Origin of the sequence: Sulfitobacter sp. R18_1, assembly GCF_017743915.1 — a bacterium.
Classification (GTDB): Bacteria; Pseudomonadota; Alphaproteobacteria; order Rhodobacterales; family Rhodobacteraceae; genus Sulfitobacter; species Sulfitobacter faviae.
Genome location: NZ_JAGHRG010000007.1, coordinates 1 through 24139 on the forward strand (window position 1 = coordinate 1; position 24139 = coordinate 24139).

A 24139-nucleotide genomic window follows, 5' to 3' on the forward strand; every position below is an offset into this window, starting at 1 on the left:
CGCCACGCGCGGGGCTTCGCGGGGGCGGGCCTCGGGGGCGATCTCGGGCACCAGAACGGCGGTGTCGCCGATAGGCTCGTTGAGTTCGGGCGCGCTGTCGTCCACTTCGGTCTGCGGCGGCAGTTCCAGCTCGGTCACTTCGGGCGGCCTGTCCTCGGGCGGAGTTTCGGTCTGCACCGGTTCGGGCTGTTCGATCTCTGTATCCGGCTCGGCGGTGACCTCGGGCGCCTCCTCGCTCGGCGCGGGCAATGCGGGCTGGGCCACTTCGGTGGTCGAGGCGGGCGGCTGCTGGGCCGAGACGAGCGCGTCATATTCCGCCGCCGAGATCACCGAGACCTCGGTCATCTCGACCGGGTCCGGCTCGGAGGTGAAAATGTTCCCGAGCAGAAGCCAGCCGATAAGACCCAGATGCCCGGCACCTGATATGTAATGCCCGGTATGCACCGCTCAGCCACCCGACGTGTCGCTGCCGTCCATCGCCGGGCCGCCGATGTCGGTCACCAGACCGATGTTTGAAAATCCGCCCGCGTTGAGCGCGCCCATGACCTCCATGACCTGCGCATAGGGCACGGCGCCATCGGCGCGCAGGAAGACCCGGTCGCTGGCGCGCTCCGCCGCGATGGCGCGCAGCTTGGTCACCAGCTGATCGCGTGGCGTGTCGGTGGTCTGGATCTGCACCGCGCCTTGGGCGGTGACGGTGACGGTCAGCGGCTCTTCCTGCTCGGCTGGCAGGGCCGTGGCGGCGGTCTTGGGCAGTTCCACCGGCACGCCCACGGTCAGTAGCGGCGCCGCAACCATGAAGATGATCAGCAGCACCAGCATCACGTCCACGAAGGGCGTGACGTTGATCTCAGCCATCGGCTGGGCGCGGCCCCGCCGCCGCCCCTTGCCGCCTTGCTTTTTCATGACACCCGCACCCATGGCTTAGCTGTCCAACTGGCGGCTGAGGATGGTCGCGAATTCGTCCGAGAAGGCCTCGTAGGTGCCCAAGATCCGGTCGCTGTCGGCGCTCAGCTTGTTGTAGAAGACCACCGCCGGGATCGCGGCGAGAAGGCCGATGCCGGTCGCCAGAAGCGCCTCGGCGATGCCCGGGGCCACGACGGCGAGGTTGGTGTTCTGCTGGGCCGCGATCTCGATAAAGGAGTTCATGATGCCGAAGACGGTGCCGAAGAGGCCAACGAAAGGCGCGGTGGAGCCCACGGTCGCCAGCACCGGCAACCCCTTTTGCAGGCGCTCGCCCTCCTTGGCGATGGCCACGTCCATCGACCGGTCGATCCGCGCGGTGGCGCCGGGGATGAGCGCGCCATCCTCGCGGTGCGAGCGGCGCCATTCCGACATGCCGGCGGCGAAGATCTTTTCCGAGGGGCCGTCGGGGTCCGCGCCGATGGTGTCAAAGAGACCGTCCAAAGGCTCACCCGACCAGAAGGCCTGATCGAACTGCGCCGCCTCGGCTCGGGCTTTGCGGTATTGGATGGTTTTCTGAATGATGATCGACCAAGACCAGAAAGAGGCCCCGATCAGCATGATCATTACAAGTTTGACCGTGACCGTCGCCTTCGCGAACAGACCCCACAGGGAGAAATCGATCCCCTGTGCCAATGCCAGCGTCTCTGCTTCCATTTAACTATGCTCTTTTACTGCCGCCCCTTCGGGGCATTCTGCCTCTGGGTTCTATCTCTGGGCCCTATTTTCCGGCCTCAATTTGGAGCAAAGCTAACGGACTGCAACCTAGATTGCCAGAATTATGGTATCACCGCGCCGGATCGCCGTCCGACAGGCGGAGTTTCGCTGGCAGCCGCGTGGGTTTTCCGCCCGTTGTCATGCAAACGGCGGTAACTTTGGCGCGAAAGATGACCTTGCCATCGCGCAGCACGTCTTGGTCGAACACCCAACGCACGGGCCCTTCGGCCTGGTGGGTGGTCTGCACCTCCAGCCGGTCGCCAAAGCGCGCGGCGCCGAGGTAATCCGCCTCCACCCGCGTCACGACAAAGACCAGCCCCTCGTCGCGCATGGCGCGTTGATCAAGGCCGATCTGTTCGACGATATCCGACCGCGCGCGTTCGATATAGCGCAGGTAGTTGGCGTAATAGACGACACCCGCCATATCGGTATCTTCATAGAAGATGCGGACCGGGAAGCTATGGCTCATGACGCCACCTGCACCCGTGCGGCAAGGCGCAGCGCGTGGCTGGCATCATTGGCGGCGGGGGGCATCACCGGGTCATAGGCCGCGCGGATCACATCCGCGACCTCGGGGCGCAGCACCAGCGCGTCGTCGGCCATCGCCAGTGGGGATTGCTCTTGAAAGGCATCCTCGGACCACAGCAGAATGACCTGCACCGCTTGGCTCAGCGCCAGCACCTGCGCGGACATGTCTTGCAGGCTCTCGTCCATGCGCAGGAAGACGAAAGCCGCCTTGATCGCGCCGTTCTCCTCAAAGCGGAAAAAGCGGTATTGGTTGGCCCCCGCCGCCTGCAACCGCTCGACCTGCGCGGCGAGGTCCGGCACCAGACCCTCCATCCCTGGCACGTCGAGCAGTTCCGCCCAATCGGCGAAGAAGAACATCATCAGGTTGCTGCCCAACTCCGGGTCGGTTTCGGCCATGTCGTGACCGGCAAGCTTGGCCACCGCTTCGAGCGCGCCTTTCACCACCGGCAGCGCCTCTTCTTCGATCCCGAAGGCCACGGGGGCGATGGGCCGGCCCCAGCGGGCAAAGGCGAACTGCCCGTCGCGGCGGGTGAAAAGGGTCTCGATCTGCTCTGCGGTCATCGTCATCTGGTCTACCTTCGCTCCGAAACGTCAGCCAAAAAGGTCGCTCTGCCCTCTGGGCGCGGCAAGCCCGAGATGGCTCCACGCCTTGGCGGCCAACATCCTGCCGCGCGGGGTACGCTGGATCAGCCCCTGCTGCAACAAGAACGGCTCAATGACCTCCTCCAGCGCATCGCGGCTTTCCGACAGCGCGGCGGAAAGCGTCTCAATCCCCACCGGGCCGCCTTGATAGTTCTCAGCCATCAGCCGCAGGTAGCGCCGGTCGGCCCCGTCGAGGCCGAGATGATCAACCCCGAGCCGGGTCAGCGCCATATCGGCCAGCTCGCGCGTCACGCGGCCATCGCCCTCCACCACCGCGAAATCCACCACCCGGCGCAACAGGCGCCCGGCGATGCGCGGCGTGCCTCGGGCGCGCTTGGCGATCTCGCGCGCGCCGCCTTCGTCCGCCGGCGCACCGAGTTTGCGGGCGTTGCGGTCGACAATGATGTAAAGCTCGTCCTCGGTGTAGAATTGCAGCCGCGTCGGAATGCCGAAACGGTCGCGCAGCGGCGTGGTCAGAAGCCCCATGCGCGTGGTGGCGCCGACCAGCGTGAAGGGCTGCAACTCGATCCGCACTGTGCGCGCGGCGGGGCCTTCGCCGATCACCAGATCGAGCTCGAAATCCTCCATCGCGGGGTAAAGCACCTCTTCGACGGAGGCATTCAGCCGGTGGATCTCGTCGATGAACAGCACGTCGCGCGCCTCAAGATTGGTGAGGATCGCGGCAAGGTCACCGGCCTTGGCCAGCACTGGGCCGGAGGTCATGCGAAAGCCGACGCCAAGCTCGCGCGCCATGATCTGCGCCAGTGTCGTCTTGCCCAAGCCCGGCGGCCCGTGAAACAGCGTGTGATCCATCGCCTCGCCCCGCTGGCGGGCCGACTGGATGAAGACCGACAGGTTCGCCCGCGCCTCCGCCTGCCCGACGAATTCGCCAAGCATCTGCGGCCGCAGCGCGCGGTCGGTGTCTTCGGGCAGCGGGTCGGGCCGCACGGTGGGGTCGATGTCGGTCATAGGGCCTCGTTATGCCGTAGGGTGCGTGGTTCTTCCAGCGGAAGGTTCACGCACCAGCCGCCGCGCGCATTCGTGCTCACCCCTTCGGCGCCAGCAGCTTCAGCGCCGCGCGGATGAGCGCTTTGGTATCGGCCTCGGGCGTCTCTCCGGCGGCCTGCGCCACGGCGCCCGCCGCATCGCCCGGCGCATAACCGAGGTTGCCAAGCGCCGAGAGTGCCTCGGACTGTGCAGAGGCGTTGGGTGCGGCAGGTTTCGGCGCGGGGCGCGGGGCGGCGGCCTCGATCACCGCCTCGTCGGCGGCGGCCTCAGTCTCGCCCATCGCATCAGCCACGGTGCCGGTCATCGCCATGACGCCGGGCGCCTTGTCCTTGAGGTCCAGCACCACGCGTTGCGCGATTTTCGGGCCGATGCCCTTCGCGGCCTTCACCGCGTTCCAATCGCCAAGCGCGATGGCGCGGCTCACGCCATCCGGCCCCAGCGTGCCGAGGATCGCGAGCGAGGCCTTGGCCCCCACCCCCTGCACCGAGGTCAGCAGCCGGTGCCATTCCTTCTCCACCAGTGTCTGGAAGCCGAAAAGCTGCATCAGGTCCTCGCGCACCACGAGGTCGGTATAAAGCGCCACCGCCTCGCCCATGCCGGGCAGCGCGGCCATGGTCCGGTCGGAGACATAGACGAGGTAACCCACCCCGCGCACGTCGATCAGCACGTGATCGGCGGCGCGGTAATCAATGCGGCCCGAAAGCTTGCCGATCATGCGCTTGCCCTCGCCACCGCCTGCGCCAGCGTGCTCGCCCCGCCGTGATGCGCGTGACAGATCGCGATGGCCAGCGCGTCGGCGGCATCCGGCCCCGCAATCTCGATCCCCGGCATCTGCATCTTGACCATATGCGCCACCTGTCCCTTATCCGCATGGCCGACGCCGACCACGGTTTTCTTGACCTTGTTGGGGGCATATTCGCCCACCGTCAAACCAAACTGCGCGGGCACCAGCATGGCGATGCCCCGCGCCTGCCCCAGTTTCAACGTCCCGGCCCCGTCCTTGTTCACGAAGGTCTGCTCAACCGCTGCCGCTTGGGGCCGCCATGCCGTCAGCACGCGCGTAAGCTGCCCATGCAAGGACAAGAGCCGCGCGCCAAGGTCGTCGCCTTCGGAGTGACAGATGCCATTGGCCACATGCGCGATTCGGCTGCCCGAGACATCGATCACGCCCCAGCCCAGATTGCGCAGCCCCGGATCTATGCCGATCACCCGTATCATCTCTGCCCCTCGATAAAATTGTTGCTTTTTTGGTGCACTAGCACGAAAGGCGAACATCGCAAAGCCCTGATGCGCCGCGGGCGCTTTGCGACAGGCGCTCTGTCGCTTTTAAACCGCGGTGTCGAATTGCGCCTCTCCATGGTTCAAAACCGACATGTCGGGCGGTGAATTTTTCCCTTAATGAGAGTGGGTTAACCCTATTTTCGACCCATGCAAAAAACGCAAGCCTCACCGTCGTTTTTGAGGGATTGCGCGGGGCGAATTTCGGGCATACTTGCCGAAAGTTCCGTTCGGTAAGGAAGGCCATCCTGTCCCCCTGCCGGCGCAACCTGAGATCAAACAAAGGACGGCCCCATGGCAGCTTTCGACACCACCCGCACCGCTTACGGCTCCCCCTCGGCCGTCACACGCATCCTTGGCTTTTTCGGCGCCTTCTTCGCTGCTGTCGAAGCTTGGCAAGACAGCCGCGCCACCCGCAAGGCGCTGTCGGACCTGACCGATCTTGAACTGCAAGACATCGGCTTGATCCGGGGCGACATTGACCTTGTCGCACAGAACCACTTCGTGCGTTGACCCTAAGGGATAAGCACCAGCCCAATTAGAAAAGCCGTAGCGGAGAGCCTCCGCTACGGCTTTTTCTTTACGCAAGGGGCGGTGCCACGTTACCGCATGATCGGGCCGGTCAGCTCGGCCAATGTCTGGGTCACCGGGTCGATGGCCATCATCTTGGCGCCGATCTGCTCAAGGTTCGACCCATTGGCGAGGCGTGAGAGGCGTTCGTTATAGGTCACCGGGCCGATTGCGGCGAGGGTGAACGCTTTGAAGCCGAAAAACACCAGCACGATCAGGAAAAGCCCTGTCAACGGGAACCCCCGGCGGGCGCGTTTCGGCAAGACAGAGATCAACCCATCGCGTCCGACGCGGGTGACATATCCTCGTTCCAACTTCCGATGCTTGCGCCCCAGAAGTTCGATCCGTTTCGCGAATTGAGCGTGTCCTTCAGCCATCACAGCCTCCGTAGCAATCCGGCCCCCACCGTTTGCTGCCAATTTGAATAAAGTCCAAATGTGGCAACAAAGCGGCAAAAGGGTCGAATGCAACGAAAATGAGGCGTGAATTATACTTTCGTTTGAAGCGTTAGTGTCGTCCAGTCACCAATACTCTCGCGGTGGGTCAGATTGATGCCGGATCGTGCATAAACCTCGATCACCTCTTCCGCCTGTTCGTTCAGCAGGCCGGAGAGAATCGCATAGCCGCCGGGTTGCAGCGCCGCCGCCATGTCGGGCGCCAGCGCCACCAGCGGGCCTTTGAGGATATTGGCGAAGACCAGATCGAAAGGCACGGCTTCGGCCAGCGCGGGGTGGTCAAAGCCCGCGGCTTCCACGCAGGTCACGCGGCCCGTTAGCCCGTTGGCGTCGACGTTGGCCTGCGCCACCTCCACCGCGACTTCGTCGATGTCACTGGCCAGCACGGTTTCCGGCCAGATGCGCGCGGCGGCCATCGCCAGCACCGCGGTGCCGCAGCCGATGTCGGCGACATTCTTGCCGTGGAACCCATCGCTTGCCAGCCGGTCGAGCGCCTTGAGGCAGCCCAAGGTGGTGCCGTGGTGCCCGGTGCCGAAGGCCATGGCGGCCTCGATCAGCAGCGGCTCGCAGTCTTGCGGCACCTTGTCGGCGTCATGGCTGCCGTAGACGAAGAAGCGGCCCGCCTCGACAGGCGCCAATTCGCGCCGCACATGGGCGACCCAATCGGTCTCGGGCAGTTCGGAGACGGTGAATTCCTTGGCGCCCATGGCCTTGGCCAGCACGGCAAGTGCTGCGGTATCGGGCGCTTCTTCGAAGTAGCCGCCGACTTCCCACAGGCCCGAGCCGTCCTCGACCTCGAAAACACCCACGCCGGTGGGCTCAGGGGTCAGCCGTTCCATCGCCTCGCCCAGAGCATAGGCGGGGTCGCGGCCTTCGAGGGTGGTCAGGGCGGTGAAAGTGGGCATGGCGCGGTCCTTTGCTGCGGTGCGGTTGCGTTTCGCCTAGGGCCGCGCGCGCGCCGGGTCAAGCCATGCCGGGTTTCGCGCCCTATTCGGCGGCCTGAGGCACGACAGGTTGAAAGATCGTCTCATGCCCCGGCGCGGGGTGGCGCGGGATCAGCAGCGACAGCATCAGCGACACAGCCGCCATGCCCGCCGCGAGGAAGAACACCGCCGCCGGGGAAGCGAGCCACAAGAGCCCCAAGAGCACCGGCAGAAAGACCGCGGCGATATGGTTGATGGTGAAAGCCACCGCCGCCGTGGGCGCGATATCCGCCGGTTCTGCGATCTTCTGGAAGTAGGTCTTCAGCGCCAGTGCGAGGGCAAAGAACATGTGGTCGATGACATAGAGCGCCGCCGCGATCACCACGCCCCAGCCGAGGTAGTAGACCCCGCCATAGGCCAGAAAGACCAAGATTAGCCCGATGTATTCCACTGCCAACGTCCGGCGTTCGCCGAAATGGCCCACCGCGCGGCCCATCAGCGGGGCAAAGAGCATATTGGCGACGAGGTTGATGAGGTAGAGCATGGTGATCTCATGCACTTCAAAGCCGAAGCGTTCGACCATCATGAAGCCCGCGAAGACCACGAAGATCTGCCGCCGCGCGCCGGACATGAATTGCAGAGCGTAATAAAGCCAGTAGCGGCGGCGCAGCACCATTTTCTTGTTCTGCACCGTGGGCGCCTCGAACTGCGGATAGGCCAGCATGGCGGTGAGTGCGATGGCGACGGTAACGCCCCCGCCGATCATATAGACGATGCTGTAGCTCAGGCTCAGCGTCTCCCAAAGCGCCATGATCGCGAGATAGGCCACCAGCGTGGCCAGCGAGCCCGCCGCCATGAGCCAGCCGATCATGCGCGGGGCGTCCTCAATCTTCAGCCATTGCAGTTGCAGCGACTGGTTCACCGTCTCGTAGTAGTGAAACCCGATGGAGCTGAGCATGGTGATCGTCAGGATACCGCCCATGGAGGGGAAATAGGCCGTGACCGCCGTGGCTGCGCCCAGAAGCGCGAGCGAGACCAGCCCCAACACCTGTTCGCGCATGAAGAGCAGAATGGCGATGACACCGATGGCGAAGAAGCCCGGGATCTCGCGCACCGTATGCAGCAGCCCGATGTCGGACCCGTCGAAATCGGCGACCTCGATGACGAAGTTATTGAGCAGCGCCGACCATGTGTTGAAGGCGATCGGCATGGCCAGCGCCATGAGGAACAGCAGGGCCACGGGACGGCGCCAGAACGGCAGGCGCTTGGCCTCTTCGAGGGTGATGAAACGGGTCATGGGATTTCATTACGCCGGGGTATCGGGAATGGCGAGAGAAAAGGCGCGGAGCCGGGCAGCGCCAGACCGGGGGCTGGCGCACACGAACTTTCAGGTGGGCACTTTATGGCAGCTACTCATATGACACATGCGCAAGCTGCCACTCCGATTGCAAAAGCGCCAGACCATGGGACGGTCTGGCGCTGCCCGGCGACCTTCGGCCTTGATTCCGGGCTGTTGCGCGAGGTGCAAACGTCTTGCCAGCCAGCTTCAATAAAAACTCTGCGGATCAATATCCACCGCCAGCCGCAAGTCCCCCTTGAGCCGCAGCCCCCCGACCCAGCGACCCAGCGCCTCCTGCAACGCCACGCCCTTATCCGCCTTAACCAACAACCGCACCCGATGCCGCCCGCGCACCCGGGCGATCGGCGCGGGCGCGGGGCCGAAGACCTGCGCCCCCACCGCACGCAAAGGCCCGTCATGCCGCGCCAGATGGTTGCCCAGATCAAAGACCGCCGCCGCATCGCTGCCGCTCAAGATGATCCCCGCCATACGCCCGTAGGGCGGCACCCCGGCTTGCCGCCGCTCTCCGGCCTCGGCGGCCCAGAAGGCCTCCTCCTCGCCCGCCAAGATCGCCCGGATCACCGGGTGCTCGGGCTGATAGGTCTGCAACAGCGCCGCGCCCGGCGCTTCGGCCCGGCCCGCACGCCCCGCCACCTGCCGCATCAGTTGAAAGGTCCGCTCCGCCGCGCGCAGGTCCGAGCCGGTGAGTCCGAGATCGGCGTCGATCACCCCCACCAGCGTCAGCTTGGGAAAGTTATGCCCCTTGGCCACCAGCTGCGTGCCGATGATGATATCCGCCGCCCCCTCGGCGATGCCTGCGATCTCGGCCTTGAGCGCGCGGGCCGAGCCGTACATGTCCGAACTCAGCGTCGCGATCCGCGCCTCGGGCCAGAGTGCTGCGGCCTCCTCGCCCAAACGCTCTACCCCCGGCCCCACGGGCGCGAGTTTGCCCTCGACCTCGCAGGAGGGGCAGGCCTCGGGCATCGGCTTACTCTCGCCGCATTGATGACAGATCAGCCGCTTGAGAAACCGATGCTCCACCATCCTCGCGTCGCATTGGTCGCAACCGATCTGCTCGCCGCAGGCACGGCAGAGCGTCACCGGCGCATAGCCGCGGCGGTTGATGAAGAGCATCGCCTGTTCGCCGCGCGCCAATCGCGCATCGACCTCGCGCTTCATCTCGCCCGAAATCCATTTATCCCCCGGCAGCCCCGCCTGCCGCATGTCGATCGCGCCCATCTGCGGCATCACGGCCGGTCCGAAACGCGAGGTCAGCTCCAGCCGCCGGTACTTCCCGGCCTCGGCATTGGCCCATGTCTCGAGGCTCGGCGTGGCGCTTGCGAGCACCACCTGCGCGCCGCAGATTGAGGCCCGCAGCACCGCCATGTCCCGCGCGTTGTAAAGCACCCCGTCCTCCTGCTTGTAGGAGGTGTCATGTTCCTCATCCACGACGATCAGCCCGAGGTTCTGGAACGGCAGGAACAGGGCCGAACGCGCGCCGATCACCAGTTGCGCGTTGCCCTGCCCCACCATGCGCCAGATGCGGCGCCGCTCGGTCATGGTCACGCCCGAATGCCATTCGGCGGGCTTGGCGCCGAAACGCTCTTCGACACGCTCCAAAAACTGTTCGGTGAGCGCGATCTCGGGCAGCAGCACCAGCGCCTGCCGCCCCGCCTGCACCGCCGCCGCCACGGCTTCGAGATAGACCTCCGTCTTGCCCGAGCCGGTGACCCCGCGCAAAAGCGTCGTGCCGTAGGTCTCGGACTTGATCCCCTCGCGCAGCACCGCCGCCGCCTTGGCCTGATCCTCGGTCAGCGCCTTGCCCGGCAGCGAGGGGTCGAGCGGGCGAAACGGCAGGTCGCGGGGGCTTTCCTCCTCGCGCACCGCGCCTTGGTCGACGAGGCCCTTCACGACCGAGGACGTCACCCCGGCCATCTCCGACAACTCCTTCAGCGTGAAAGCCAGATCGCCATATTCCTCCAGCACCGCCATGACCCTTTGTCGCGCATCGGTCATGCGCGACGGCATGCCATCGCCGGCGCGGTAAATCTTGCGCATCGACGGCGGATCGCCCAGGCCCGGGGCGCGGGTGGCGAGCCGCAGCATGGCGGGCAGCGGCGTGAGCGTATAGGCAGCGGACCGGAGCAGAAACTCTCGCATCTCCTCGCGCATCGGCGGCGCGTCGAGCACCCGGATCACATGGCGCACCTTGTTGATGTCATAGTCCCCGGCCCCCGGCCCCCAGACCACACCCATCACCTTGCGCGGCCCCAGCGGCACCTCGACAAAGGCCCCTGCATGGCAACCGCCCTCGGGCGCGCGATAATCCAGCGCGCGGCCCAAAGGCTGGGTGGTCATCACCGACAACAACTCACCATGGTGGTAGAATTCAGCCATACCTGCCGCATGCTCCGTGTCGCTTGGGGGAATTGAGGCTTTAAGCATCGCAGATCATGCGGTAAAGCCAAGGCAACGAATTGACCCGATAGCGATCACATTCCAACCCGGAAGGAAAGCCCATGAAATTCTTCGTAGATACAGCCGAGATCGACGCCATCGCCGAACTTAACGACCTTGGCATGGTCGACGGCGTGACCACCAACCCCTCCCTCATCCTGAAATCGGGCCGTAACATCCTTGAAGTCACCAAAGAGATTTGTGACCTCGTCGATGGCCCCGTTTCCGCCGAAGTCGTGGCGCTGGAAGCCGACGCGATGATCGCCGAGGGCCGCAAACTGGCCGAGATCGCCGACAACATCACCATCAAACTGCCGCTGACATGGGACGGGCTGAAAGCCTGTAAGGTTCTGTCGGGCGAAGGTCACATGATCAACGTGACGCTCTGCTTCTCGGCGAACCAAGCGCTGATCGCCGCCAAAGCTGGCGCGACCTTCATCTCGCCCTTCATCGGGCGTCTGGACGACATCAACCTCGATGGCATGGACCTGATCCAAGACATCCGCACCATCTATGACAACTACGGGTTCGAGACTCAGATCCTCGCGGCCTCCATCCGTAGCGTGAATCACGTGCTCGACGCCGCGCGCATCGGTGCCGACGTGATGACCGCGCCGCCAGAAGTGATCAAGAAACTGGCCTCCCACCCGCTGACCGACAAGGGGCTGGAGCAGTTCATGGCCGATTGGAAAAAGACCGGTCAGAACATCCTCTGATCCAGCCATAGCCTGCGAACATCAAACCCCTTCCGCCCGTGGCGGAGGGGGTTTTTCTTTGCCTTAGGCCGCATTCCCTTCGACAGTCAGGTGATCGCCCGACCACAGGCCGGGGCGCACCTCGGCCTCGGCCGCGCCTGCGCGGATGCGACGGCACTGCCCCACGGGAATCGCCGGAGCCTGCAACACCAAATCCATGCCCTGCGCCGCTGTCTGGGGCGGCAGGGCCGCATGCATTCCGTCCAAAGCCACCGAAACGTCGCAGGGTAGGTAAACGCTCGCCCCGCCCACGCCGGTATCCTGCTGCCACGGGGTCAGCGGCGCGCCCACTGCGCCGACACAGCAAACGGCGGTCTGCAATTCAATGGCCCGCGCCCGTGCACAGCTAAACACGCGGTTGTAGCCGGTGATCATGTCGGTCTTGGCGGGGATGATCACCAGATCAAGGTCCAGCTCGCCCAGTTTCGACCAGAGCGCGGTATATTCCGCATCCAGACAGATCGCGATGACACAGCGCAGCCCGTTCCACTCGAACAGGTTGATCCCGGTGCCCGCGATGGTCACGCCGCTGGCGCCATTTGCCTCAAGCGGCGTCAGGCTCAGCTTGTTTTGCACCTGCATTCCGCCATCCGGGGTCAGGAACCACGCCTGATTGAGATACCCCTCGGGCGCATCGACCGACGGAAAGGCCACGGGAAATGTGCCGGGCAGCAGGGCGACGCCTGTCTGCTCTACCATGCGGCGCATCGGGTCGAGCGCCAGCGCGGCGGTCTGCGCGAGCCAGCCCAGTTGCTGCTCTGCGGGCAGGTCCGCCGGGGCAAAACTCAGCCATTGTGCGCAGCAAAACTCAGGCATCACCAAAAGCTGCGCCTCGCGCGCGGCGGCTTGTTGCAGCCGCAGTTCCACACTGGCAAGCCAGCTTTGCAGCGAATCCGGCGTGACCTGAAGGTTGGCGGCCCAAAGATCGACAGAGACATGTTCCATGTAAGATTTCCTCTCCCGGCAAGGGCCATTTCGCCACATCCGGGGATATGCAGCAGGCTTCGATCAGGCGCGCGTGCCTTGCGGCTGAAATCCGCGCGTCGACCGGGGCCAACACACCCGCGCCGCTTTTGTTCCCGTGGGCTTCGTTCTACATCCCGGCCTGACGCAAGGCGGCAACAAAGACCGCAGGCGGCAAGACCCGTGACCAATTGGGGGCAGATCTTGACGCCCCAGCATGCTATGATACCGCAAATCAAAAAGAGACGCCCATGAGCAGCAGCCCCAAAATCGACGACGCCCTGCGGGAGGCGATCATCTCAGCGCCCGATGTCATTCTTGACGACAGCGACGTGATGCAGGCGCTGATTGCGGCGAATGAAAAGGCGATGGGCGGCAATATCGTCGATCTTCGCGGCATCGCGATGGAGCGGCTGGAGACCCGTCTCGACCGGCTGGAGGACACCCACCGCAGCGTCATCGCGGCGGCCTATGAAAACCTTGCCGGGACCAATCAGATCCACCGCGCCATCCTGCGCATGCTCGACCCGGTGGAGTTTGAGACCTTCCTGCGCGATCTCGGCGGCGAAGTGGCCGATATCCTGCGCGTCGATGCGGTGCGGCTGGTGTTGGAATCCACCCAGAACGACAATGACCCGGCGGTGCAGCGCTTGGGCGATGTGCTCAGCGTGGCCGAACCGGGGTTCATCGACGACTACCTTAGCCAAGGGCGCGGCGGCATGGTGCGGCAGGTGACCCTGCGCGCGCTGCAAGATGGATCCGAAGCGCTCTATGGCAGCAAGGCGGGGTGGATCCGCTCGGAAGCCTGCCTCAAGCTTGATTTCGGCCCCGGTCGGCTGCCCGGCCTGTTGGTCATGGGCGCCGAAGACCCGCATATGTTCGGCCCGCAACAGGGCACCGATCTGCTCACCTTCTTTACCGGCGTGCTGGAGCGCTCCATGCGCCGCTGGCTGTCTTGAGCGAGAAGGCAAATCCGCTGCTGATCAGCCCCGCCGCGCGGGACGCGCTTCAGACGTGGTTGGAACACCAAAGCGCGCTGAAGGATGCAGCCGAAAATACCATCATCGCCTACCGGGGCGATGTGACCGAATTCCTCACCTTCATGACGCTGCATAAGGGCGACACCCAAGGTCTGGGGGCGCTGGCCAAAATAACCATCAGCGATATGCGCGCATGGATGGCTAGCACCCGCAGCGGCGGGGCGGGGTCACGGTCAGTCGCGCGCAAGCTATCGGCGGTGAAAGCCTTTTACCGCTGGCTGGCCGAGCGGGAGGGGTTCGAGCCTACTGCGGTCCTCCTCGCCCGGTCGCCCAAGTTCACCAAGAAACTGCCCCGCCCGCTGGCCGAAGACGCCGCCCGCGCGCTGATCGACTGTGTCGAGACCCAAGCCCGCGCGCCATGGGTGGCGGCGCGTGACGTGGCGGTGCTGACCCTGCTCTGGGGCTGCGGACTGCGGATTTCTGAGGCGCTGGCGCTGAAAGGCGGCGATGCGCCCCTGCCCGCCAGCCTGCGCATCCTTGGCAAAGGCGGGAAGGAACGTGTCGTGCCGGTCTTGCCCGCCGCCCGCGCCGCGGTCGAAGACTACCTCGCCCTCTGCCCGCACCCGCATGAGGCGCAGGCCCCACTGTTTCGCGCCATCCGCGGCGGTGGTTTGGGCGCGCGCGCCGTGGCGCAGGTGATGGCCGATGCGCGGATGCAACTGGGCCTGCCCGCCAGCGCCACACCCCACGCCATGCGCCACAGCTTTGCCACCCATCTGCTCGACGCGGGCGGCGATCTGCGCGCCATTCAGGAGCTTCTGGGCCATGCCTCGCTCTCGACCACGCAGGCCTATACCGCCGTCGATACCGCGCGGCTGATGGAGGTCTATAACAACGCCCACCCCAAGGCGGGCCGCTGAGCCCCTTGCACCCCGCGCGTCAATCGCCATATTGGCCCCAAGCGAGGACGACCTCCCCCATTTGGGCAGCCACTCGGGACGACCCGACCAATACCGGGACCACCCCATGCGCAGCACCGCAGACCGCATCCGCCACGCCCTTAGTTTTGAGATCATCGCCCTGCTGATCGTCACCCCCGCCAGTGCTTGGCTCTTTGACAAGCCCATCGGCCATATCGGCGTCGTCGCCGTGGTCAGCGCCAGCATCGCGACGGGGTGGAACTATGTCTACAACCTCGGCTTCGACCACGCCCTGCGCCGGTTGCGCGGCACGGTGAAAAAGACGGTACCGATCCGCGTGCTTCATGCCGTGAGTTTCGAGATCGGGCTGCTCTTCGTGCTCTTGCCCTTCATCGCGTGGTATCTTGAGATTTCTCTGCGCGAAGCCTTCTTGATCGACGTGTCCTTGGCGGTGTTCTACCTGATCTACGCCTTCGTCTTTAACTGGATCTACGACGTGCTCTTCCCCGTCTCGGAACCCGCAAACGCGTCTTAATCTGCCCTGAGGCGGCGAACGAATTCCGCCGCCGCTTCCGCAGGATCACGCGCCCCATCGGCCACGGCATCGCTGAGCCGCGTCAGATCGTTCCTGGCCTGCGGGGTCTCAAGCTGCGCCAAAAGCCGCTGCTTCACATCCTGCTCGAACCAATAACGCGCCTGTGCGGCGCGGGTGCGGTCCCAGAACCCCTGTTCGCGGCGCCAGTCGGTCAGCTCCTGCAAGGCAGCCCAGGTCTCTTCCAGCCCGTTTTCCTCCAGCGCTGAAACGGCGGTGGCGCGCGGAAAGCCCTCAGGGTCCTGCGGCCGCTTGCGGAGCAGGCGCAGGGCACCGGCATAGTCGGCGCGGGTGCGCGCGGCGGTGGATTTCAGATCGCCGTCGGCCTTGTTGATGACGATGAGGTCGGCAATCTCCATGATGCCGCGTTTCACGCCCTGCAACTCATCCCCGCCAGCAGGGGCCAGAAGCAGCACGAAGGCATCCGACATCTCGGCCACCACGGTTTCCGACTGGCCGACGCCCACGGTCTCGATCAGCACCACGTCAAAGCCCGCCGCTTCGCAGAGCCGCACTGCCTCGCGCGAGCGGCGCGCAACGCCGCCAAGGTGGGTCTGGCTGGGCGAGGGCCGGATGAAGGCATTGGGATCACGGCTCAGCCGGTCCATCCGCGTCTTGTCGCCGAGGATCGACCCGCCCGAACGCGCCGAACTGGGGTCCACCGCCAGCACCGCGACGCGTTTGCCCTGCCCGGTCAGCATCATGCCGAAGCTTTCGATGAAGGTGGATTTGCCCACACCGGGCGTGCCCGAAAGGCCGATGCGCAGCGCCTGCCGGTCGGCGGGCAGCTTCGCCAGCAGTTCCGCCGCCGCCGCGCGGTGATCGGCGCGGCCTGATTCCACCAAGGTGATCGTCCGCGCCAATGCGCGGCGCTCTCCTGCTATGATGCCTTCGGCCAATGTCTCGATATCCATGGGGCAACTTTTGCGGGGGCGGCGTGGAATTGTCCATCCCCACCCTTGGCGCGGCGACGGCTTTGCCCGATAACCCCGCCATGTCCAACGCTGATTTCGCCCTGCCCATCGACGCCGTCCTGCCGGATGTAATCGCCGCCCTCCGCGACACCGGCCGCGTCGTGCTGCAAGCGCCCCCCGGCGCGGGCAAGACGACGCGGGTGCCGCTGGCGATGCTGGAGGCCGGGCTGACCCAAGGCCGCATCCTGATGCTAGAGCCGCGCCGCCTCGCCGCCCGCGCCGCCGCCGCGCGCATGGCGGAAAGCCTTGGCGAAGAGACCGGCCAGACCGTCGGTTTCCGCGTGCGCGGTGCCTCGGCGGTGTCGAAATCCACGCGCATCGAGGTCGTCACCGAAGGCATCCTGACCCGCATGTTGCAGGACAACCCGGACCTGCCGGGCGTCGGCGCGGTGATCTTCGACGAGTTTCACGAACGCTCGCTCAACGCCGATCTCGGCCTCGCGCTGGCGCTCGAAGTTGCGGGCGCCCTGCGCGACGACCTGATGCTGGTGGCCATGTCCGCCACGCTTGACGCCGCCCCGGTGGCCGCGCTGATGGCGGCACCGATCGTGACCTCAGAGGGGCGTAGTTTCGAGGTCGAGCCGCGCTGGCTCGACAAGCCGATGGGCAAACAACGGCTAGAGAACGCCGTGGCCGACCTCACGCTGACGGCGCTGTCGGAGGCGCCCGGCTCCGCGCTGGTCTTCCTGCCCGGCGAGGGGGAGATTCGCCGGGTCGAGGCGCTTTTGCGCCCCGCCCTGCCAGCAGATTGCACCCTCGCCCCGCTTTTTGGCGCGCTCGACTTCAAGGCGCAGCAGGCCGCCATCGCGCCCGCGCCCTCGGGGCGCAAGGTGGTGCTGGCGACCTCCATCGCCGAGACCTCCCTGACCATCGAAGGCATCCGCATCGTCGTTGACGCGGGCCGCGCGCGGCGCGCGCTTTTCGATCCGGCCTCGGGCATGTCCCGGCTGGTGACCGAGCGGGTGACCCGCGCCGAGGCGACGCAGCGCGCGGGCCGGGCCGGGCGGCTGGATACCGGGGTGGCCTACAAGCTCTGGACCCGGGGCGAGGAAGGCGCGCTGGCGGCCTTCCCCCCGGCGGAGATCGAGGCGGGCGACCTGACCGGTTTCGCGCTGGAACTGGCGCTCTGGGGCGCGCCGGCGAGCGAGTTGAGCTTCGTCACCCCGCCCCACGCGGGCCGTCTGGCCGAGGCGCAATCGGTGCTGCAGATGCTGGGCGCGCTGGACGCTGCGGGGCGCATCACCGAACATGGTCGCGCCTTGGCAAAACTCCCCCTGCACCCACGACTGGCGCATATGGTGGCACGCGGAGGACCGCGTGCGCCGATGCTCGCCGCCCTTCTGGCCGAGCGTGACCCGATGCGCGGCGCGCCCGTTGATCTTGCGTTGCGGATGGACGCGCTGGCCGGAAAACGCACCGCCACGCCGCCCCATGCCCCGACGCTGGCCCGTATCAAGGACGAGGCGAAACGCCTTGCACGCGGTGCGAAGGGCGACGGGCCGGACTCCTTGGGCGTGCTGGCCGCCCTTGCCTACCCCGACCGCGTCGGCCTGCGCCGCAAGGGCGAGGCACCGCGCTATGTGCTCTCGGGCGGCAAAGGCGCGGTGCTGCCAGAGGCCGACCCGATGGCGGGCGCGCGGCTCTTGGTGGCCACGGACCTTGACGGCGACCCGCGCGAGGCGCGTATCCGGCAGGCGGCGCTGATCTCGGACGCCGAGCTGCGCGCCACCTTTGCCGATCAAATCCGCTGGCAGGATGTCTGCCTATGGTCGCGCCGTGAGGGGCGTGGGCTGACCCGCAAGCAAGAGGTCTTCGGCGCGCTGGTTCTGGAGGACCGGACATGGCCCGATGCGCCCGCCGACGCAGTGGCGGTTGCGATGCTGGACGGTGTGCGGCAATTGGGGCTGAACCCCGGCAAGACGGCGGCGCTGTTTCTGGCCCGCGCCCGGCTGATGCCCGCGCCCTTCCCCGATTTCACCGAAGCGCATCTGATGGAGACGCTGGAAAACTGGCTGCTGCCGCATCTGACGGGCGTGCGCAGCAGCGCCGATTGGAAAGTGTTCGACATCACCCCGGCGCTCAAAGCCCGGCTGAATTGGGAGCAGCAGCAAGAGTTGGACCGCTCGGCCCCTGCCCATTTTGAAACCCCGCTCGGGCGGCGCGTGGCCATCGACTATAGCGGTGAGAACCCCGGCATCGCGCTGCGTTTGCAAGAGATGTTCGGCGTCACACAGCACCCGACGGTGGGCGGCCAGCCATTGCAAGTCACCCTGCTGTCGCCTGCGCAGCGCCCGGTGCAGGTCACGATGGATATCCCCGGCTTTTGGGCAAGCTCCTATGCCGATGTGCGAAAGGACATGCGCGGGCGGTATCCGCGTCACCCCTGGCCCGAAGACCCCACGGTGGCAGACCCGACCCTGCGCGCCAAACCGCGCGGCACCTGACAAGACAACGCGCGCCGAAAATGGCGCGCGATCCGTTTGGGTGAGACCTATCTGTTAAGCCGCGACGAACTTCAGCGAGACGCCGTTGATGCAATGCCGCTTGCCCGTGGGCTCCGGCCCGTCATCAAAGATATGGCCCAGATGGCTGCCACAACGGTCACAATGCACTTCGGTCCGGCGCATGAAGAAACTGTTGTCGGCCATGGTCTCAACCGCATTGTCGAGCGGCTGATAAAAGCTCGGCCAGCCGGTGCCGCTTTTGAACTTGGTCACCGCATCGTAAAGCGGCTGATCACAGCCCTTGCAGATGAAGGTGCCGGGGCGTTTCTCGTCGTTCAGCGGGCTGGTAAAGGCCCGCTCCGTATCGCCTTCGCGCATGACCGCATATTCCAAGTCGCTCAGCATCGCGCGCCACTCGGCCTCGCTGCGGGTAATCTCGAAGTCGCCCTCGACATAGGCCGCCAAGGTGCCGCGCGCACCCAACCCGATGGCGGTGGCGCCCAGAAAGGTCGATGTCAGAAAATGACGTCTGTTCATGGTGTTACTCCTCGCGTTCGGGTGGGATGGCGCCGGGCCAGCATGGGGGGTACTGGCCCGGCAACAGGGGTATAGGCTGCCTCTTACTTGGGCACCAGCACGCTGTTTACAACATGGATCACCCCGTTGGACTGGTTCACATCAGCGATAGTCACGCGCGAGGCATTGCCGCTTTCGTCGATGATATAGACGTTGCGGCCCTTCACCTGCGCCGACAGCGCATCGCCGGAGACGGCGTTGAAGTGATAGAACCCATCGCTGGAGGCGCGTGCCTTGGCGGCGATGTCGGCGGCGGACCATTTACCGGCCACCACATGGGCGGTCAGCACTTTTGTCAGCATGTCCTTGTTCTCGGGCTTGAGCAGGGTCTCGACAGTGCCTGCAGGCAGCGCGTCGAAGGCGGAGTTGACCGGGGCGAAAACGGTGAACGGCCCTTCGGAAGCCAGCGTATCCACCAGACCGGCAGCCTTGACGGCGGCGACCAGCGTGGTGTGATCGGCGGAGTTCACGGCGTTTTCGACGATGTTCTTATTCTCGAACATGGGCGCGCCGCCCACTTCGGGATTGGCGGCGATGGCACCGGTGGCCAGCAGAGCGGCAGTGGCGGTGGCGGCGGCGAATGTCTTGAGCGTCTTCATTGGGTTTCCTCCCTTGAATGCCTCCCGTTGTGGGCGGCGATACTGGACCCACGGGGCAGACGTGAGAGGAGTTTCAGAATGGTTCAGAAAATTCGCAACAAAATCATAACGCGTTGTAAGGGAGGTGAAAAATGAAACGCCCCGCTTAATCAAAGCAGGGCGTTTCGGGGTTTAGAGTTCCGCAACAGCACCAGCGGCCATGACCTCCCCGGTGGGGACACCGCCGGGTGCGCCGCCGGGCGGCTCATCGGTGATGGCCAGCGTGATCTGCGCCGCCTCGGGCGCCAGATCGGCGGGCAAGGCCACGCGGTTGACCTCCCCCTCAGGCAGCACGCCTAGAGAGATCGGCGCACGATCCGGCAGGATTGCCCAAAGCTCCAGCACGCGGCCCGCGGGCGCGTCGCCCGAGACGCGGCGCAGCGCGATATCGCCGCGCGACATATCCATGACGGCCAGCAATTCCAGCGCGCTGTCCTCGGCGGCCATGCGGGTGGCATAGACCTCGGCCGGGGGCTGCATCGGCGGCTCGCGCAGCATCGGCAGGGCAAGGAAGGCCACGGTGGCCAAAGCCGCCACCGAAACCCCCTGCCACAGCCAGAGCCGCTGCAACAGCGGCACCTGCCGCGCGGGGAAGAGCCGCGCCATCAGCGCGCGGCGCAGCTTCGCGGGCGGGGCGACGGGGGCGATATCGTCGGTCATCGCCACGAACCGCTCCTGCCAATCGGCCACGCGGCGGGCGAAATCACGGTCTTGCATCAGCCGGGCGCGTGCCGCGGCACGGTCTTCGCCTTCCAACAGGCCCAAGGCCATTTCGGCGGCCAGCAGATCGTCGTCTTCGGGCGGGGTGATGGGGGTGTCGCTCATATGCTCATACACTCCCGCAGGGCCATCAGACCACGGCGCAGCCATGTGCGCATGGTGTTGAGCGGCACGTTGAAACGCTGCGCAAGCTCGGCATAGCTGTCGCCATCAAGATACGCCCCGCGCACCGCAGCACCGCGATCCGCTTCAAGATCATCCAGACAATTGGTCAGCCGCTTGGCCTCTGACGCGGCCACGGCGGATTGCTCGGGGTTCGGCCCCGGCGCGGCCAGTTCCAGCCCCGGCGTGTCGATGTCCTGATGGCCCTTGCGGGTGGCGCGCAGACGGTCGATCGCGGTGTTACGCGCAATGGTGATCAGCCACGTCATCGGCGACAGGCCATTGGCCTGATAGCGGTCGGAATTATTCCAGATTTTGACGAAACTGTCCTGCATGGCATCCTCTGCTGCGGCGCGTGTATCCAACACACGCAGGCAGACCCCGAATAGTTTCGCAGACACCCGATCATAGAGCGCCTCAAAAGCGGCACGGTCCCCCATTGCGACCTGCGCAATCAGACGCTCAATCTCTTCGCGGTCGCTGTTCAAGGGCCACTCCTTTGGGCGGTCATCTGTGTTGCGGCATTGCGCTCATGGTGCGACAGCCGCAGTAAAAGTCAACCCTGCCTCATTCATGGGCACAGGCGCAACCCATCGCCGTAAAACGAAAATTCGCGCCGCGCTTCACAAAGATTGCAGGCTCTGAATGCTTAGGCTACCCACGATTCAGAGGGGAATGCGCAAAGGGAGACTGTGCATGCAAAACGCGCTTGAGACGTCCTATGACGTGGTGATCGTGGGCGGGGCCATCTATGGCTCGGCTTTGGCTTGGTGGCTGACCAACACGCCGGGGTTCGACGGCGAGGTGCTGGTGGTCGAGCGGGATCCGACCTATGAATTCGCCTCGACCAGCCATACGAATTCCTGCATCCGCCAGCAGTTCAGCGCCCCCGTGAACATCCAGATTTCGCAGTTCGGGGCCGAGTTCATCAAAAACTTCCGCCACTTCATGCATGACGATCCCGAGGTGCCGGAACTGGCGCTGCAAAGCTTTGGCTACCTCTATCTTGCTGACACGCCCGAGCTTGCCCAGACCCTGCGCGAGGCGCAGGGCATCCAGACCTCCATGGGCGCGCACACCCAGCATATGACCACGGATGAGATCGCCGCGCGCTATCCCTTCTACATGCTCGACGATGTGATTGCCGCCAATCACAACACGGTGAATGAGGGCTATTTCGACGGCGGCACGATGTTCGACTGGTTCAAACGCATGGCCAAGCGCCGCGGCGTGACCTTTGTGCATGACGAGGTGACCGGCATGGTGCTGAACCCCGCAGGCAGCGCGATGGATGCGGTGACCTTGAAGTCAGGTGCGACGGTGTCCTGCGGCACGGTCGTCAATGCCTCCGGCCCCCGCGCGGCGGCGACGGCGCAGATGGCGGGGATCACCCTGCCCGTGGTGCCGCGCAAACGCTACACCTTCATCTTTGATGCCGCCGAACCGCTTGAGATGGACCTGCCGCTGACCATCGACCCCAGCGGCGTGCATATGCGCCAAGAAGGCAAATATTACATGGCCGGCTGCCCGCCAGAGGATGACTATGACGCGGCCTATGACGATTTCACCTTTGACCATTCGATCTGGGAAGAGAAGGTCTGGCCCACCATCGCCACCCGCGTTCCGGCCTTTGAGAGGGTCAAGGTGATCAACGAATGGGTCGGCCACTACGCCTATAACACCGTCGACCAGAACGCGATTCTGGGGCGGCACGACAAAGTCGCGAACTTCGTCTTTATGAACGGCTTTTCCGGCCACGGCTTGCAACAGGCCCCCGCCATCGGGCGCGGCACGGCAGAGTTGATCACCCATGGCGGCTACCGCACGCTCGACCTCACCCCGCTAGACTACGCGCGGATCGTGCGTTCCGAGAAATTCGTCGAAAGGGCCGTGATATGAAACTGCGCGAGAACAGCTTCCTCAAGGCCATCCGTGCGGGGCAAAAGCAGCTTGGCCTCTGGGTCTCCCTCTCCAACGGCTATGCCGCCGAGGTGGTGGCCCACGCGGGCTATGACTGGGTGATGCTGGATATGGAACATGCGCCCAGCGACATGGCCTCGGTACTCGGCCAGTTGCAGGCGTTCTCGGGCAGTGAGACCACGGCGATGGTGCGGCCCGATTGGAACGATGCGGTCAAGGTCAAACGGCTGATGGACCTCGGCGCACCGGGCCTGCTATTCCCCATGGTGCAGACACCCGATGAAGCCCGCGCCGCCGTGGCCGCCAGCCGCTATCCGCCCCGCGGCATTCGGGGCGTGGCCGGGCTGAACCGCGCCAATCAATTTGGCCGGGTCGCGAATTACAACATCGAGGTCGAGAACCAGACCGCCATCCTGATCCAGCTTGAAACCCGCGCCGCCGTCGAAAACGCCGCCGCCTTTGCCGAGGTTGAGGGGATCGACGGCATCTTCTTTGGCCCCGCCGATATCGCCGCCGACATGGGCCATCTGGGCCAGACCCTGCACCCCGAGGTCTGGGAGGTGATCCGCCCTGCGGCCAAACTCTTGATGGACAAGGGCATTCCCGTCGGCACGCTGGTCACCGACCCCGATTTCGCCGCCCAGCTGCTGAACGAAGGCTTCACCTTTGTCGCCTGCGGCACGGATGTGGGCCTTTTGGCCCAAGGGGCCGATGCGCTGCGCGCGAAGGTGCGCGGCAAGATTTCTGAGACGTGAAAGGAAGATGTTATGAAATTTAAGAAACTGGTCCTGACGGGCGCCGCAGGGCGCCTCGGCTCCTACCTGCGCGAGCCGCTGGCCGCGATGTGCGAAGAACTGGTCAGCTCCGACATCGCCGAGGACATTGGCAAGCTTTACGACGGGGAGCGTTATCAGAAGGCCGATCTGGCGGAATACGACCAAGTCGCGGCGCTATTGGAGGGCGCTGACATGGTGGTGCATTTCGGGGCCATCGTGGATGAAAAACCCTTCATGGAATTGCTCGGCCCGAACTTCGTCGGCTCTTACAACGTGTGGGAAGCTGCCTATCAGGCAGGCGCACGCCGCGTCGTCTATGCCTCCTCGATCCACGCCGTGGGGATGCACAAGAAATCCGATTTCATCGGCATTGACGCCCCCCACAAGCCCGACACGTTCTACGGCCTCGCCAAATGCTTCACCGAAGACCTCGGCTCCATGTACTGGGACAAACGCCAGCTTGAGTCCGTGCATCTGCGCATCCTGAGTGCGGCACAGGTCAACAACTCCCGCGCGCTCGGCTCTTGGCTCAGTTATGACGACCTGATCCAACTGGTGACCCGCGCGGTGGACACGCCCTCGGTCGGTTTCTCGGTGATCTACGGCGTGTCGAACAACGACCGCGCCCCGGTGGACAACTCAAAAGCCTCCTTCCTCGGCTACCGCCCGAAGGACAACGCCGAGCAATTCGCCGAAAAAGTGCTCGCCGAAGAAGGCCCCGTCGACATCACCGACCCCGGCCAGATGTGCCACGGCGGCCCCTTCGCCAAGGTCGATCTGGGCGAAAGCGGCATCGCGCAGATGACCATCGTCGACGACAAGAAAGAGACCTAAGCGGC

Annotated in this window: 26 protein-coding genes and 1 pseudogene; 9 read left to right on the plus strand and 18 right to left on the minus strand. The window is 65.1% G+C overall.

The features are described from left to right. The 8 genes and pseudogenes from J7392_RS14165 to ruvC form a co-directional block, all read right to left on the minus strand. Window positions 1–444: pseudogene (locus tag J7392_RS14165) on the minus strand (energy transducer TonB); the annotation flags it as partial. 3 nt (window positions 445–447) lie between these two features. Further along, entirely contained in the window at window positions 448–921 is a 474-nt protein-coding gene (gene tolR / locus J7392_RS14170) for a protein TolR (protein WP_209218187.1), read from the minus strand. 3 nt (window positions 922–924) lie between these two features. Continuing rightward, entirely contained in the window at window positions 925–1620 is a 696-nt protein-coding gene (gene tolQ / locus J7392_RS14175; RefSeq protein WP_209218188.1) for a protein TolQ, read from the minus strand. A 130-nt stretch (window positions 1621–1750) separates the two neighbouring features. Continuing rightward, on the minus strand, window positions 1751–2149 hold the full coding sequence (locus J7392_RS14180) for a YbgC/FadM family acyl-CoA thioesterase (protein ID WP_209218189.1): 399 nt from the start codon (window positions 2147–2149) through the stop codon (window positions 1751–1753). Then, on the minus strand, window positions 2146–2769 hold the full coding sequence (locus J7392_RS14185; RefSeq protein ID WP_067263567.1) for a hypothetical protein: 624 nt from the start codon (window positions 2767–2769) through the stop codon (window positions 2146–2148). The genes J7392_RS14180 and J7392_RS14185 overlap by 4 nt, the downstream gene beginning before the upstream one ends. Window positions 2770–2799: 30 nt before the next feature. Next, window positions 2800–3819, minus strand: coding sequence for a Holliday junction branch migration DNA helicase RuvB (gene ruvB, locus J7392_RS14190; protein WP_067263549.1), 1020 nt, complete (start codon window positions 3817–3819; stop codon window positions 2800–2802). A 76-nt stretch (window positions 3820–3895) separates the two neighbouring features. Then, a complete protein-coding gene (ruvA, locus tag J7392_RS14195) occupies window positions 3896–4573 on the minus strand; it encodes a Holliday junction branch migration protein RuvA (protein ID WP_209218190.1) in 678 nt (225 codons plus the stop codon). Further along, complete coding sequence (gene ruvC / locus J7392_RS14200) at window positions 4570–5076, minus strand: crossover junction endodeoxyribonuclease RuvC (RefSeq protein ID WP_067263543.1); 507 nt, start codon at window positions 5074–5076, stop codon at window positions 4570–4572. The genes ruvA and ruvC overlap by 4 nt, the downstream gene beginning before the upstream one ends. Before the next feature lie 354 nt (window positions 5077–5430). Between ruvC and J7392_RS14205 the strand changes: the two genes are divergently transcribed. Continuing rightward, window positions 5431–5649 (plus strand): DUF1127 domain-containing protein, encoded by a 219-nt coding sequence (locus tag J7392_RS14205; protein WP_209218191.1) that lies wholly within the window; start codon window positions 5431–5433, stop codon window positions 5647–5649. Window positions 5650–5738: 89 nt separating this feature from the next. On the opposite strand, the gene J7392_RS14210 is transcribed toward J7392_RS14205, so the two are convergent. The 4 genes from J7392_RS14210 to J7392_RS14225 form a co-directional block, all read right to left on the minus strand. Continuing rightward, entirely contained in the window at window positions 5739–6083 is a 345-nt protein-coding gene (locus J7392_RS14210) for a hypothetical protein (protein ID WP_209218192.1), read from the minus strand. 110 nt (window positions 6084–6193) lie between these two features. Further along, window positions 6194–7066, minus strand: a complete 873-nt coding sequence (locus tag J7392_RS14215) for a 50S ribosomal protein L11 methyltransferase (RefSeq protein WP_209218193.1) — start codon at window positions 7064–7066, stop codon at window positions 6194–6196. Window positions 7067–7148: 82 nt separating this feature from the next. Further along, window positions 7149–8381, minus strand: a complete 1233-nt coding sequence (locus tag J7392_RS14220) for an MFS transporter (RefSeq protein WP_209218194.1) — start codon at window positions 8379–8381, stop codon at window positions 7149–7151. Window positions 8382–8630: 249 nt separating this feature from the next. After that, window positions 8631–10820, minus strand: coding sequence for a primosomal protein N' (locus J7392_RS14225; RefSeq protein WP_209218195.1), 2190 nt, complete (start codon window positions 10818–10820; stop codon window positions 8631–8633). 122 nt (window positions 10821–10942) lie between these two features. On the opposite strand from J7392_RS14225, the gene fsa reads away from it, so the two are divergent. Continuing rightward, the gene (gene fsa, locus J7392_RS14230) at window positions 10943–11596 is read left to right on the plus strand and encodes a fructose-6-phosphate aldolase (protein ID WP_067623130.1); all 654 of its coding nucleotides are present in this window, start codon (window positions 10943–10945) and stop codon (window positions 11594–11596) included. Between the two features lie 63 nt (window positions 11597–11659). Here fsa and J7392_RS14235 read toward each other — a convergent pair whose 3' ends face one another. Then, on the minus strand, window positions 11660–12580 hold the full coding sequence (locus J7392_RS14235; protein WP_209218196.1) for a nitrilase-related carbon-nitrogen hydrolase: 921 nt from the start codon (window positions 12578–12580) through the stop codon (window positions 11660–11662). Window positions 12581–12849: 269 nt separating this feature from the next. Here J7392_RS14235 and J7392_RS14240 point away from each other — a divergent pair, with 269 nt between their 5' ends. The 3 genes from J7392_RS14240 to J7392_RS14250 all read left to right on the plus strand — a co-directional run bounded on the left by J7392_RS14240 (window position 12850) and on the right by J7392_RS14250 (window position 15033). Further along, window positions 12850–13557, plus strand: coding sequence for a DUF484 family protein (locus tag J7392_RS14240; RefSeq protein WP_067263525.1), 708 nt, complete (start codon window positions 12850–12852; stop codon window positions 13555–13557). Next, the gene (locus J7392_RS14245; protein WP_209218197.1) at window positions 13554–14498 is read left to right on the plus strand and encodes a tyrosine recombinase XerC; all 945 of its coding nucleotides are present in this window, start codon (window positions 13554–13556) and stop codon (window positions 14496–14498) included. The genes J7392_RS14240 and J7392_RS14245 overlap by 4 nt, the downstream gene beginning before the upstream one ends. A 106-nt stretch (window positions 14499–14604) precedes the next feature. Continuing rightward, window positions 14605–15033 (plus strand): PACE efflux transporter, encoded by a 429-nt coding sequence (locus J7392_RS14250; protein WP_067263523.1) that lies wholly within the window; start codon window positions 14605–14607, stop codon window positions 15031–15033. On the opposite strand, the gene meaB is transcribed toward J7392_RS14250, so the two are convergent. Further along, a complete protein-coding gene (gene meaB, locus J7392_RS14255) occupies window positions 15030–16004 on the minus strand; it encodes a methylmalonyl Co-A mutase-associated GTPase MeaB (protein WP_209218198.1) in 975 nt (324 codons plus the stop codon). The genes J7392_RS14250 and meaB overlap by 4 nt on opposite strands. 80 nt (window positions 16005–16084) lie before the next feature. Here meaB and hrpB point away from each other — a divergent pair, with 80 nt between their 5' ends. After that, window positions 16085–18508, plus strand: coding sequence for an ATP-dependent helicase HrpB (gene hrpB, locus J7392_RS14260; RefSeq protein WP_209218389.1), 2424 nt, complete (start codon window positions 16085–16087; stop codon window positions 18506–18508). 54 nt (window positions 18509–18562) lie between these two features. Here hrpB and msrB read toward each other — a convergent pair whose 3' ends face one another. From msrB to J7392_RS14280, 4 genes are all read right to left on the minus strand, one after another. After that, a complete protein-coding gene (gene msrB / locus J7392_RS14265; RefSeq protein ID WP_209218199.1) occupies window positions 18563–19045 on the minus strand; it encodes a peptide-methionine (R)-S-oxide reductase MsrB in 483 nt (160 codons plus the stop codon). Between the two features lie 83 nt (window positions 19046–19128). Further along, window positions 19129–19683, minus strand: a complete 555-nt coding sequence (locus J7392_RS14270; protein ID WP_067268384.1) for a fasciclin domain-containing protein — start codon at window positions 19681–19683, stop codon at window positions 19129–19131. Between the two features lie 171 nt (window positions 19684–19854). Next, complete coding sequence (locus J7392_RS14275; RefSeq protein ID WP_209218200.1) at window positions 19855–20547, minus strand: anti-sigma factor; 693 nt, start codon at window positions 20545–20547, stop codon at window positions 19855–19857. After that, on the minus strand, window positions 20544–21044 hold the full coding sequence (locus J7392_RS14280; protein WP_209218390.1) for a sigma-70 family RNA polymerase sigma factor: 501 nt from the start codon (window positions 21042–21044) through the stop codon (window positions 20544–20546). The genes J7392_RS14275 and J7392_RS14280 overlap by 4 nt, the downstream gene beginning before the upstream one ends. A gap of 256 nt (window positions 21045–21300) precedes the next feature. Here J7392_RS14280 and J7392_RS14285 point away from each other — a divergent pair, with 256 nt between their 5' ends. The 3 genes from J7392_RS14285 to J7392_RS14295 are packed head-to-tail and all read left to right on the plus strand — an operon-like array spanning window position 21301 to window position 24134. Next, complete coding sequence (locus tag J7392_RS14285; RefSeq protein ID WP_209218201.1) at window positions 21301–22503, plus strand: FAD-binding oxidoreductase; 1203 nt, start codon at window positions 21301–21303, stop codon at window positions 22501–22503. Beyond that, window positions 22500–23279 carry an aldolase/citrate lyase family protein gene (locus J7392_RS14290; RefSeq protein ID WP_209218202.1) on the plus strand — a complete coding sequence of 260 codons (780 nt, stop codon included), beginning with the start codon at window positions 22500–22502 and terminating at the stop codon, window positions 23277–23279. Before J7392_RS14285 ends, J7392_RS14290 begins: the two co-directional genes overlap by 4 nt. 12 nt (window positions 23280–23291) lie before the next feature. Next, window positions 23292–24134, plus strand: coding sequence for an NAD(P)-dependent oxidoreductase (locus tag J7392_RS14295; RefSeq protein ID WP_209218203.1), 843 nt, complete (start codon window positions 23292–23294; stop codon window positions 24132–24134). Window positions 24135–24139 lie beyond the last annotated feature (5 nt).